The 12,997-nt window shown below is 56.6% G+C and carries 9 protein-coding genes; all 9 read right to left on the reverse strand.

Annotated elements, in window-relative coordinates; translation table 11 throughout:
- Positions 1-8: 8 nt before the first annotated feature.
- The gene (locus tag JNUCC32_RS19400; protein ID WP_430623470.1) at positions 9-3,107 is read right to left on the reverse strand and encodes a glycoside hydrolase family 2 TIM barrel-domain containing protein; all 3,099 of its coding nucleotides are present in this window, start codon (positions 3,105-3,107) and stop codon (positions 9-11) included.
- A gap of 150 nt (positions 3,108-3,257) precedes the next feature.
- Positions 3,258-4,070 carry a carbohydrate ABC transporter permease gene (locus tag JNUCC32_RS19405; protein ID WP_012819319.1) on the reverse strand — a complete coding sequence of 271 codons (813 nt, stop codon included), beginning with the start codon at positions 4,068-4,070 and terminating at the stop codon, positions 3,258-3,260.
- Complete coding sequence (locus tag JNUCC32_RS19410; protein WP_192569525.1) at positions 4,067-5,086, reverse strand: carbohydrate ABC transporter permease; 1,020 nt, start codon at positions 5,084-5,086, stop codon at positions 4,067-4,069. The genes JNUCC32_RS19405 and JNUCC32_RS19410 overlap by 4 nt, the downstream gene beginning before the upstream one ends.
- A 23-nt stretch (positions 5,087-5,109) precedes the next feature.
- Positions 5,110-6,387: an ABC transporter substrate-binding protein gene (locus JNUCC32_RS19415; RefSeq protein ID WP_192569526.1), complete on the reverse strand. Its 1,278-nt coding sequence runs from the start codon at positions 6,385-6,387 to the stop codon at positions 5,110-5,112.
- A 141-nt stretch (positions 6,388-6,528) separates the two neighbouring features.
- A complete protein-coding gene (locus JNUCC32_RS19420; RefSeq protein ID WP_192569527.1) occupies positions 6,529-7,704 on the reverse strand; it encodes a response regulator in 1,176 nt (391 codons plus the stop codon).
- Complete coding sequence (locus JNUCC32_RS19425; RefSeq protein WP_192569528.1) at positions 7,682-9,427, reverse strand: cache domain-containing sensor histidine kinase; 1,746 nt, start codon at positions 9,425-9,427, stop codon at positions 7,682-7,684. The genes JNUCC32_RS19420 and JNUCC32_RS19425 overlap by 23 nt, the downstream gene beginning before the upstream one ends.
- A gap of 217 nt (positions 9,428-9,644) precedes the next feature.
- Positions 9,645-11,351 (reverse strand): amylo-alpha-1,6-glucosidase, encoded by a 1,707-nt coding sequence (locus JNUCC32_RS19430; RefSeq protein WP_192569529.1) that lies wholly within the window; start codon positions 11,349-11,351, stop codon positions 9,645-9,647.
- Between the two features lie 273 nt (positions 11,352-11,624).
- On the reverse strand, positions 11,625-12,317 hold the full coding sequence (locus JNUCC32_RS19435) for a YqeB family protein (RefSeq protein ID WP_192569530.1): 693 nt from the start codon (positions 12,315-12,317) through the stop codon (positions 11,625-11,627).
- Positions 12,310-12,909, reverse strand: coding sequence for a TetR/AcrR family transcriptional regulator (locus JNUCC32_RS19440; RefSeq protein WP_192569531.1), 600 nt, complete (start codon positions 12,907-12,909; stop codon positions 12,310-12,312). Before JNUCC32_RS19440 ends, JNUCC32_RS19435 begins: the two co-directional genes overlap by 8 nt.
- Positions 12,910-12,997: the final 88 nt, after the last annotated feature.

Here is a 12,997-nt window from a genome sequence, read left to right on the forward strand (position 1 = left end):
TCACCGGGTTACTCGTATAATCCCGCTTCCGAGCGCATCCGCCGGCTCAGCCGTACCGGATCGGTATCCTCGGCAGCGTAAGGCTTCAGCAGCATGCGGAACGAGAAAGGCTCCGGCTTGATCGAGTGCTCGGGTGCCTGTGCCGGACCGCAGCTGTTGCTGCCAAGCCCGTTCTGCCGGTAATCCAGATTCAGCGTAATGAAACGCTTCGGAACCAGATCGCTGGCATGCGCGGCAGACTCCACGTCCTGATCGGCGTAGCGGCTCGCACTGAAATTAAGGGAGGGGTCGCCTACGGCAAGAAGCCCCAACCCCGCACCATCCGCCAGCGAGACCCAGCGGACATCCGATCGGTTCCCGTTTTCCTGCGGATAGATATAGGGCGTAAACAATCCGTCCACGGTGCTGCGGTATTCCCCGAACCGTCCCGCTTCCAGGCTGTCCGGGTAGCTTTCCCCAGGTCCTCTGCCGTACCACCGGACATGTTCCATGTCGCCCGCGACTTGCATTTGCAATCCGATTTTGGGCAGCATGCCGGGCGGCGTGCCGATCGGCTCACCCTTCACGTCCATGATGATCAGGCCGCTGGAAGTGATCGTATAGGTCGTTTCGCAGCGGAAGCCCCAGTCGTATACCGGCGGAGCGATGCGGGAAACCCGCTTTACCTCAACGCATTCCCGGTCCAATCGCTTCCATTCGAAATGATCGACCCGCTCGGAGAGCCGGTCCAGATGGGCCTTGCGCCAATCCGGAAGCACGTACATGTCGTTATCGATCGGCGGACGCCAGAAATTCAGCGCCGGTCCGCCAAGTGCAATTCTTTTGCCATGCATGGACAAGGTTTCGAAGCCGGCATGAAGGGCGCTGAGGGACAGCTGAAAGCTTCCATTCCCGACGTGAAGGCCATGCTTCTCCTCGCTAATCTGCAAAGCTCCCCGCCGTAAGGCAGCCGTCGGCTCGAATTCGGGCTTCGACGATTCCCGCAGCAGAAGCTGGGACCATGCCACTTCATGTCCCCGTTCCGCCCAGCGGCAGTCCGCGGCCAGCGAGAGGGATACCTCCAGCCACAGCTCGGCGTACGGATTCACGCCTATTGTTGCTTGCTCCAAGGCCTTCAGGAGGCTTAGCTCCGCGCTTGTGCCTGCTTCGATGCGGGGAAGCTGCAGGACTCCGCTATGGACAAGCTGTCCATCGGACAGCACCCGGTAATGGGCCTGCAGATGATCCAGCGAAATGAAATCATAGCGGTTCATGATATGAAGCACACCGTGTCTTCGCATCGACATGCGGACAGGCTCAATGACCTTTTTGTATTCCAGAAGTCCGGGTGAAGGCGTCCGGTCCGGACGGACCAAACCATCGATGACGAAATTGCTGTTATTCGGCACATCGCCGTAATCGCCGCCGTACGCATAATCCATCCGGCCGTCCGGGGTCCTTCTGCTCAGCCCGTGATCGATCCATTCCCATACGAAACCACCCGCAAGGCGGGGATGCGCTTCAAAGGCATCGAAGTAGGGACGCAAGCCTCCGGGGCCGTTGCCCATCGCGTGCGCGAATTCGCACAGAATATGCGGCTTGGGATGATCGGCTTTTTTGCCGAAGCCCTCCATCTTCTCGACGGAGGAATACATCGTGCTCACCACGTCGCACACCTCGGCTTCGCGGTCCTCCTCGTAATGGATCAGCCTCGTCGGATCATGCTCCCGGCACCACTCCGCCATCGCGCGGAAATTGCAGCCGAAGCCGGATTCGTTGCCGAGGGACCAGAACAGCACGGACGGATGGTTCTTATCCCGCTCCACCATCCGACGGACGCGGTCCACGTACGCTTCCTTCCAATCCGGATCGTCGCTCAGGCGGGAAATGTTGCCGAGCGGCTCAAAGCCGTGGGTCTCCAGATCCGTCTCTTCCATCACGTACAGCCCGTACACGTCGCACAGCTCGTAGAACCGGGGATCATTCGGGTAATGAGCGGTCCGTACGGCATTGATGTTGTGCTGTTTCATCAACCGGATGTCCTCCAACATCGTGGACAGGGTGACGGTTCGGCCCGTATCCGGATGATGGTCATGGCGGTTGACGCCTTTCAGCAGGATTGCCTTGCCATTTACCAGAAGCTGTCCGTCCTTCACTTCGATGGAGCGGAAGCCGACGCGCTGCGCCACCGTCTCCAGCGTCTCCCCCTGATTATCCCGCAGGGTGATCACCAGATGGTACAGTGCCGGTGACTCGGCACTCCATAAATCCGGGCCCGCCACCTCGATCTCAAAATTCTCCACGGAAGAGTGCCCGACGTCTTTGCCGGTTGACCCCGCTTCCGCTCCGGCGCCATTCAACAGCTGCAACTGGACGAAGCCGCGCTCCGTACCTTCCAGATCCAATTGCACCTGCAGCTTCGCGTTCAGATACTCCGCATCCAGCTCGGTCGTTACGCGGAAGTCGTTGACGCGAAGAGCCGATGGCTCCGCGATCAGGTATACGTCCCGGAAAATGCCGCTCATCCACCACATGTCCTGGTCTTCCAGGTAGCTTCCATCGGACCATTGGTATACCCGGACGGACATCTTGTTTACGCCGGGCTTCACATAAGGCGTCAGATCGAACTCCGAAGTCAGCCGGCTCCCCTGGCTGTAGCCGATAAACGTCCCGTTCAGCCACACATGGAACGCGCTGTCCACCCCGTCGAATTTGACGCAAATTTTTCTGCCGTCCCAATGCTGCGGAAGCTCGAACTCGCGGACATAGCTGCCGGTCGGATTCGCATTTGGCACATGCGGCGGGTCCACGGGGAACGGATAGTACAAGTCCGTGTAATGCGGATGCCCGTAGCCCTGCAGCTGCCAGTGTCCCGGAACCGGGAGGTTATCCCAGGCCGATACATCGTAATCCTCCTCATAAAATGCTTCCGGAGCGCTCTCCGGCTCCTCGGCATAGTGGAATTTCCACACCCCGTTCAGCGATTGGTACCAGGCCGAGCTGCCTCTGTCATAACTGAGCGCTCCGTCCGCATCCGCGAACGGAATGAAATAGGCCCGGCTTTTTGCCCGATTTCGTTCCAGCACGCTCAGGTCATCCCAGTCGCGGCCGATACGATGGTCTTTCATCATGTCTCTCCATCCTTTCCCAAGCGGTCTAAGCTTCTAGAGGTCGTTCAAAGAGCCATCTTTCCATGACTTTTTGAACACGCACTTCTATGTTCTGATGCTGCTTCAAGCTCCATATCCATTGTGGATGCCGCTTATCGCCGGCACCGTTTACCCCTTGATCCCCGTTGTGGCGATGCCGCCAACGATATAACGCTGCGCGAAGAAAAAGACGGCCAGCGGCGGAATCGAGATCAGGCAGGTGATGGCCATAATGGATTGCATGTCGACGCCGTGCATGCCCTTGAATTGGGATAACCCCAGCGTCAGCGTATATTTCGTCTGGTCGTTCAGGAAGATGAGCGGGCCCAGGTAATCGTTCCAGCAGCTCATCATATGGAACACGGCCACCAGGATGAGCGACGGACCCATCAGCGGCACGATGATCCGCAGCAGAACCGTCATTTTGCCCGCCCCGTCAATCGTTGCCGCTTCATCCAGCTCCTTCGGCAAGGTCATGATGAACTGGCGCAGCAGAAAAATGAAATAAGCGGAGCCGAACCAGGACGGAACGATGAGCGGTTTGAGCGTATTGATCCAGCCCAGGTAATTGAACTCCATATACTGCGGAATCATGGTCACTTCCCAAGGAATCATCATGGTGGCAAGCACGATCAGAAACAGCGCGTCCCGCCCCTTGAATTGAAACCGGGCAAACCCGTAAGCTACCAGCGTGCACGAGACGAGCTGCCCGAGCGTCGACAGCAGCGTCACGATCAGCGTATTTTTCAAAAACAGGTTAAACGGCTGAATGCTCCAGGCCTCCGCGAAATTGCTGAACCTCCACACGGAAGGAAACCATTTCGGAGGAAACAGATACAGCTCCTGCTGCGACTTCAGCGCCGTCGTGACGGCCCAGAAGAGCGGAGCAATGAACAGCAGCGAGCACAGAATGAGCAGTGCGTACGTGATCACCTTTTTCATACGGAACCTCCCTCCCTGCTGGCTTGAACCCCTTGCTTGGCACGCTTCGGCTTCGCCTTCTCTTTCTCCTTCTTTGTCTTCATCTCGCCCTCATAGAACACCCAGGCCTCCGAAGACTTGAACACGAGGAACGTCAGCGTCAGCACGATCAGGAACATGAACCAGGCGTTGGCTGCGGAATACCCCATCTTGAAATATTTGAACGCATTCTCGTACATGTACATCGCATAGAAAAACGTCGACTTCAGCGGGCCTCCGCCCGTGAGCAGAAGCGCCAGCGTCAGCTGCTGGAACGCGGCGATGATGGACGTAATCAGGTTGAACAGCAGCGTCGGCGTGATCATCGGAATGGTCACATTGAAGAACTGCCGAATCTTGCCCGCCCCGTCCATCGAGGCCGACTCATACAGGTCCTTCGGAATTCCCTTGAGACCCGCCAGAAAAATAAGCATCATCGAGCCCTGTCCCCATAGGCTTGCAATGACCATGGCGACCAGGGACCACTTCGTATCGTTCAGCCAGTCCGGCCCTTCGATGCCGACCAGCGATAAGAAATAGTTCAGGATTCCGTAATCTCCGCTGTATACCCAGGACCAGATCATAGCGAGGGCGACGCCGGAAATGACCGACGGCAGGTAGAAGGCTGTGCGGAAGAATGCGCTCCCTTTTACCTTCTGATTCAGCAGCATAGCGAGTCCCAAAGCCACGACGATGTTCAACGGCACGAACAAAGCCGCGAATTTCAGCGTAACCAGCAGCGATTTCCAGAACAGCGGATCGTTCGAGAACATCTCCACATAGTTGTCGATGCCGACAAAAGTCACTTGGCCTACGATCGGCCAATCAAAAAACGAAATGACGAGGGAGAACAGCAGCGGGCCAAGCGTGAAAACCAGGAATCCGAATATCCATGGAAAAATGAAGAGGTAGGGCACGGCCCCACCCCAACGTTTTGGTCCAAGTCGCTTCGGGGCCGCTGTCTGCTGTTGTGGGTAAGGCACTTGCGTTTGGGCCATTTTCGCGAACCTTCTTTCTTCGATTATTTCAAATAGCGTTCGCTATCCTTCACCGCCTGGTTCAGAACCTCCTGCGCATCGCTGCCGAACATGACGGATTCCACGGCTGCCGACAGTTGGCGGTTCACTTCGTTCCATTTTGGATTCAGCAGAAAGGCCGGCGTATTGTCCGAGCGCTCCAGCATCGTGTAATACGGCTTGTAGAGCGGATCCTGGTCCTTCTTCAGCTCGTTGACCACGCTGACCCGGACCGGCAGGTCGGCCACGCGCATTTTGATCGCTTCATCCGATACGTAGAATTTAATGAACTCCCACGCCAGATCCTTGTTCTTGGAATCCTTCGCTATGGATAACGCGGATTCGGCCAATACGCCCTTCACTGGCTTGCCCTCGAAGGCCGGCATCTCTACCGTGCCCACATCGATTCCGGCTTCCCTGAAGGATTCCAGCGGCCAGATGCCGCTCTCCCACATGGCAATCTTGCCGGCTTTGAAAATATCCTCCCCGCTCTGCTGCCCTTTGCCTCCGGTCAGGACCGCCGAGCCGTTCTTGAGCATATCGCCCAGCATCTGAATGGCTCCCGCCGTTTCCTTGCTGTTCATGTAGCCTTCGATCGTTTTGCCGTCCTCCGAGATGAAGGATCCGCCGTTGCTCCATACGAACCCTTGAAGGTCATACGTATCGTTCTCGGCCCGCACGCCGAAGCCGTACTGCTTCTTCGATTTATCCGTCAGCTTCTGGGCGATTTCCTGGAATTCCGCCCATGTCCATCCATCGCTCGGGTAAGCAATGCCCGCATCGTCGAACATCTTCTTGTTGTAGTACACCACCCGGGTCGTAAAGCCCGCCGGGATTCCGTACAGCTGATCGTCGATCTTGCCGTAGTTGAACAATCCTTGGTAAAAATCATCGATGTTCAAATCCTCGTCCTTGGACGCGTAACCGTCCAGCGGCTCCAAGGACTGGTGATACGTCGGAAAATCCCACATGTACATCACGTCCGGCTGATTGGCTGCGCCGAATCCGGCGGCCAGCTTCTGATCGAATCCGTCGGCATAGGCCTCGACCTGCACCTTCGTGCCGGGATGCGACTCTTCGAACTTCTTGGCGATCTCCTGCTCGATCTTCAGCGCATCTCCCGTATCCCATGTCGCGAAACGAAGCGTGGTTGCCGCCTCCGATGAGCTGCCGTCCGGCTGCTTCGCACTGCCGGTCCCGCCGCTGCCGCCGCATGCGGCCAGCAGCGATGCCATTAACGTCATAACCGAAACCATTGCGATCCATGACATTTTCTTTTTCATATTGTCAGCTCCCCTAAAGTATTGAGTTGATATGAATTGAACCGCTTTCATCATAACTCGGATGAAAGCGGTTCAAAACGTGCGCTGATTCGCAGATGATCGTATTTTTGTTCGAACTTTAGCCCGCGGGTGTTCATTTGTTTACGATGATTCCCCTTTTTGTTCGGCACGGTATTGGCTTGGCGTCTGACCCGTGCAGCGCTTGAACCATTTGCTGAAATATTTGCTGTCTCCGAGTCCCGTCTTCTCGGCGATCTCCTGCATCGTTAAGGAGGTTTCGCGCAGTAGGCCGTAAGCAAGGCGGAGCTTGCGCTTATATTGGAACGCGATGAAGCTGTCGCCGACCGTTTTCTTGAACAGGATCGAAAAATGGCTGCGGCTCAGCCCCACCTGTTGGGCCAGCTCCGCTGCCGACCACTCGTCCGCGGGATGTTCGTGCAGCAGATGAACCGCCTGCAGGATCGGCTCCGGCCACTGCGCTCCGCTCAGACCGTACGCCCGCTCCAGCTCGGCTTCCTTGTGCAAGGATTGAAAGGCTTTCTGCACATCCTCCGAGTCCTGAAGACCTCCCCGCCAATTCCAGGCAAGCTTCCCGCATCGGCTCTTAATCTCCACCAGCAGCCCGTCCGCCGCTTCCTTATATTCCTCCGGCACGGCCCAATAGCAGCTGTCCGCGCCGTACGGGACCCGCTTGCTGCTGCGCAATCCCGGCTCCTTGGAGCCCTGCTCCTTCAGCAGGTGCTCCCAACTGCCGCTGCAGCCCGCCGTTTTGATCAGATACAGCGAAATGGGCTTGCCCTCTTCCAGCCCGGCGCGGCTGCAAAGCTCCCAGAGTTCTCCGGGGAAACGGTCGCTGTGCCCGTTAAGCCAAGCAAACAAATGGGCGGAAACCTGTTCTTCCAGCCCGTACACGTTGGCCGGCGCATCAGACAGCTCGCGTTGAAATTTACCCAGCATCGCTTCGAACTCTTCGTCCTCGAAGGCGGTTTTCAGCAGATACCCGGACGCGCCAAGCCGCATCCCTTCCTGGGCATATTCGAAATCCCGGTGGCAGCTGAGCAGAATGATCCGGGTTTCCGGCGCAGCCTCCTTCACCTTCCGGGAGAGCTCGATCCCATCCATCTCCGGCATGACGATATCCGTAATGACGACCTGCGGCCGAAACTCCAGAAAAGCCTCCCAGGCTGCCTGGCCGTTGGGGCTGTCCGCCACAACCTCCATCCCGAACCGTTCCCAGGGCACCGTGGAGCGGAGTCCCTTGCGCACAATGCTTTCGTCGTCGGCAATCATCACTTTAATGTTCCCTGTATTCATCATCGAAAGACTCCTCCCTTTTCGGCCAGCGTATGATGATCGTTGTTCCTTCTCCCTTAACCGAATGCACCTTCAGTCCGTAGAGCGGACCGAAATGCAGCTTGAATTTCTGGTCCGCGTTCCGCACGCCAAGCCCGCCGCGGCCCTTCCGCTTCGTCTCCGGCGAAAACAACCGCGCCAGTTTGTCCTCCCTGATGCCGGCTCCGTTATCGCGGAGCGTGAGCACAAGCTCGTCATGATCCTCCTCGACCTTGACATGGATCTCTCCCTGCCCGTCCGTAAAGGCATGGAAAAATATATTCTCGAACAGCGGCTGAAGCGTCATCCGCGGAATCAAATACGGCAGAAGCGAATCATCGCAATCCAGGCGATAACGAAATACTTCACCGTACCGGATTTCCTGAATCTTCAGGAAGTGGCCGATCATGCGCAGCTCCCTGTTTAGGGTAACGAGCTCCTGGGAAATATCCAGATTTCCCTCCAGCACCATCGTCAGATGGTACAGCATCTGGCGAATGTCCTCCGCGCCTTGCAGCCGGGCCTTCCACTGGATGGAATTCAGGGTGTTGAACAGCAGATGGGGGTTGATCTGATAATGGAATGCGCGCAGCTCGGCCTCTTTTTTCAGCCGCTCGCTCTGCTCCACCTCGCCAATCAGGGTCTGCACGCCCGTTACCATCCGGTTAAAACTCATGTCGAGGCTGCCCAGCTCATCCCTGCCCTCGATCGGCGTACGGGTATCCAGCTTGCCGAAGCTTACCTTCTGCATCGAGTCCTTCAAGGTCCGGATCCGCGAAGTGAACCGGGAGGAGAACAGATAGGCGATGCCAAATGCGAGCAGGCAGGAGACGATGGCAACAACCATCGTGTTCGCCCGGATCACGTCCGAGGATTGATAGAACGCCTTGGCGGGAATTCTGGCTTCCATGGTCCATTGGTTGGCGTCAATCGTCCGGGTCCAGGCCACATCGCTGTCATGGGGCGTATACGGAGCGTCCGTCTCATACACGACCGTGCCGTCCGGCGATGTAATAAGCAGGTGGGCATGCGTGTCGGCCTCGAACTTGGCATAACTTCGCAGCAGCTCCTCGGCGTTCTCCTCGATCAGGATGACGCTGCCGTCCTGAGCCTTGTCCGGGTGATGGATCGGCACCGCCAATCCCAGGACAGGCACGTTGTTGCTATCGCTGTTATTAATGGAATGATCCTGCGGATAGAAGCCCAGCCAATAGGTGCCGGCATAGGCTTTCGGCCTGGCGTTCCACGCCGGGATATTGCCGAGTTTGTTCACGTCCAGGTTGTTCTCCCCATAGTAATAACCGGAGCTCGTTATGATGTAGATCCCGGCTGTCAGCTGCGTCCGCAGGGACTTCAACAACGATTCGAAATCGTTCTTCTCCATGATGTCGCCATAGGTGGACGGCGTCCCGTTCCCGATTCCCGAATGGCTCGGGTCCAGCAGGTAGGAATAAATCGTCTCCGCCGTCTGCTTCATCCGCCCCAAAGCCGAACTGGTCTGCTGCTCCAGCTGCGCCACGGCATTATCGCCGTATTTGCCGAACTGGGAATTAATCACTTTAGCGGATTGCACATAGGAAAGTCCGCCAAGCGAGAACAGCGGAATCAGGGTGACGACTAAAAAACAGGTAAGCAGCTTGGTCCTTATACTGTGATAGGTGCCGGTGAACATCCGTCCGGCTCGGTCTTTGATTCCCTGAAAATTCATGGTTACTCTCCCCATTGTCGTATCGAATCGTATCGTGAACATCCATCCGATCGTTCGCCATGCGGCTGTACTGCTTACGAGATCCCGTGATACCGCTTTCATTATAAACCTGAACAAAGGGCTTGTAATTAGGCGGCAACTGGAAAATGAGAGGAAACGGAAAAAGCACCTCCTCCGCAAGGCCAAAAGCCCGGGAAGAAGTGTGATTCCGTGACAGTTATAACGTGTATTCATGTCCCAAAATCAAAAATACGCTGGAGGTCCAGGTGAACGCCCGATCGCGCAGCCCGGCTCCGGTCAGGGCATCAAAATTCTCGGCCATGCCGCTGAGACTGACCATTCGGCAGTACCGCTGCGCAATCTCCATGGCCAGCTCCTTATCGCCGGCCGCCGCCACCCCTTCGACCAGCAGCATCGTGGAAGGAGCCCAGATCGGGCCGCGCCAATATCCGTCCGGCTTATAGTATGGGCTGCTTACGCTTTCGGTCGCCCAGCCGTTGCTCGTCAGAAATCGGCTTTCATCCCGAAGCCCTTCCAGCAGAGCCATGCGGATATGCTCGGGTAGGCGTTTACCCAGCAGAATAGGAACGAACAGCAGCAGGCTGTCCCCTTCGGACGGCTCATGCGTTCCCGAACGGCAGGCCGTAAACCGGCCGTCCTTCCAGAAGTGCCGAATCATATTGTCCAGCGTATCATCCGCTCTCCGTCTCCAATCGGCCGATTCCTCCGACAGGCCCAGCAAGCCCGCGATTTCGGCCAGCGTCTCCATCTGGATAATCAGATAAGCGGCAAGGTCGGGACTCTCGACGGGAATGCCGTTATTGAACGCCGTGCTGTTGTCCCAGCCCGAGTCGTTGCCGTGGTTATACTGGGGAATGCCGTCGCCGTCATGATCCCGGTGCGTGAACCACCACTGCGTCCATTTCGCTAGAGGGCCATAGACCTCGCGGAGCTGGTTCTCCTTGATATAATCGGTCCGACGCATCATCCAGGCCAGCGTCCAGCCGTGAATCGGCGGTTTGTTGCAATTCCAAAGCTCGTATTTATCGTTCACGAAGTCCGGGATCAGGCCGCTCTCATCCTGCCGGTCAAAAAAGATCATGAACTGGTCCCAAGCCAGCTCCGGCTGATGCCGCACGAGAGCCATCGCGTTAAAGCAGTTGTCCCAGCTCCAGATGTTGGTCATCCAATTCTTGGACATGTACATGGCCGGGCGGGTCAGGCAGCCTTCGGCGGGAACCACGCAGGACCAGGTAATATAGGCGGCCAGCTCCCTGGCTTCCTGCCACTGCTCAGAGACGGCAAGGGTATTGTTCAGCCATCTGGCGTAATCCTCGCGAGCGCTTACAACCGCATCGTCGAAGGACTCCCATTCGCCGCGCGGCTTCAAGACGGTCATGAACTCTTCGACCGCAAATTCGGCCACATTGGATGCAGGATCCACGGAAAAGTCGGCGGTCACACGCGAGCTCTTGATCTCGTTCCATTCAACCTCCATGCCCATCTGGCCCGCAAGCCGGGTCAGCATGAAGCGGCAGCCATGCGTGAAGCTGTTCACCTCCCAGCCGTCCGGATGGGTCTCATAGGCATAATCATACGCGGCGGGGAAAAAGGTAAGCCGGATGCCGCAGCCTTCCGAGCGGAATCGCACGGTCCGGGAGTCCGATAAACAAATATCCGCATGGCCTAACGAATCGGATGCCGTTAGCCTGATGTTGTCAGGTGATGCAATAGGTTCAAACGGAACCGGCTCGTTCTGCCGGTTTAGCAGTTCTATCAGAAACGCCTCGCCAAACTTGTCATCCCCTCCGCGGACGGTTCGCAGGTAAAGACCTTGTCTGCGATCCTTGGCCGCTGGCAGGAGGGATATCGCCAAGAAGGACGCTCTTCGGCTGAAAGGTACGATATTCAGATCAAAATTCATAGGACATCTCCTTCGCTGAGGTATCGCTTTCATTGTAAAACTTCTCAAGGAAGGAGAGGACTGACGGATGTCTTGCCGATAGAGGGATATTGTTCGGGGCACGCTTGCTTTAGCGAGGGAGGTGTCATTTTGTTCGATATGAGGGGATACAAATGTGCGGGCGAATGTCTGGGGTGACCGCAGCCGATGACGGTCATCCCGGTCGGAGGATTCAATCTCCGTCCGGGATCGTCCGTTTATCGGACCAGCCAGCCCTCATGGTTGCTATGCCTGTTATGGCTTCTGCCCGTGCTGACGCCAATATTGTCTTTTTCCGTCATCGCGCACGGTAATGCCCAGCTTCGAGAGCTCCCGGCGCAGATCAGCCGCGTCCTCTCGATCCTCGTTCTCGATGGCCTTCTCCCGTGCCAGGAAGAGCGCGTTCATGCTAGGCGTCAGTTCCGGCGAATCGGCAACCCATCTGACGTAATGGTCGGCGAACGGATCGCGGTCTCTCCAGGAGTAACCGTGCCGCTTGAAGGCTTCGGCCACCGTTTCCCGCTTGGCTTCGGGTTTCTCGCGATAGAGCTCCTCCCCCATGTTGCCCAACAGGACCAGCTGCTTGCCGTCCATAAAGGCAGCGGAAACTTCTTCTCTCGTAAAGGTTTGTTCAGCTTCATGAATGCGGAGTGTAATCTCCTTGTCCGACAGGCGAACCGCAAGGCTTTCTTTAATGGCTAAGTGAGAGAGCACCGTCCCAGCAAGCAGCCCCACGAGAGCGGTTACGATAACAACCCATGGGCCCTGGATCGATGCGATCAACTCCAAGGGTCCTTGAAATGGCACCCAAGCCAGGCCCGTTGCCCAATCCGCAATGGCAGGCAAAAACCAGCCGACCACCGCGCCTAATAAAGGCGGCACCGCCCATACCAGCATCCGGTCTGCCCATGATAATCCGAGATCACTGTATTCCCTCTCGTTATTCAATGGGGTCCGCTCCTTTCCTGAGAACGCTGTTCACCGCTTCTTTCCAGACCGCTTGATAGTCCAGCGGAATCTCCATCATGATATAACTCGTGATATTATCGATGACCAGAGCCAGAACATAGGCCTTGGAATCCGCATGCTGACGATCGACGAGCCCGAAGTCGACCCCCAGATTCATGAATTCCCGAAAGCCGTCCAGGAACGATTGCTGCATGGCAGCTACCCGCTGGCCGTAATTGGCATTCCGGTTTGCGGTCAGCATGAACTCGCTCAATAAGCGCATCACCGGCACGAAAGCTTCTTCCTCCTCGGGAAACATGCGCAGCCCGCCCTGGTACAGCTGCTCTGCAAAGTTAAACGCATTTAGCCCGGTCAGGGAGAAATAATGATCGAAATGATAATCGCTGAACATGTATTCAAAGACCCGCTCCACCAATTCATCCTTGGACGCAAAGTGATAGTAAATCGACGGTTTCGTAATGCCCACTTCGCCGGCAATCATCGCCAGGCTGGTCTTCTCGATGCCATGTGTCGCAAACAATCCGATGGCAGCCTCGACGATTTGCTGCGAGGTTAAATCCTTCTTTTTCACGCTGTCATCCGCTCCTTTTTTACCTACCGATAGGTAGAATTTTAAGATGGATGATGAAGGATGTCAATATTTTTTAACTACCGGCAGG

Source organism: Paenibacillus sp. JNUCC32 (assembly GCF_014863545.1).
GTDB lineage: Bacteria > Bacillota > Bacilli > Paenibacillales > Paenibacillaceae > Paenibacillus_AQ > Paenibacillus_AQ lautus_A.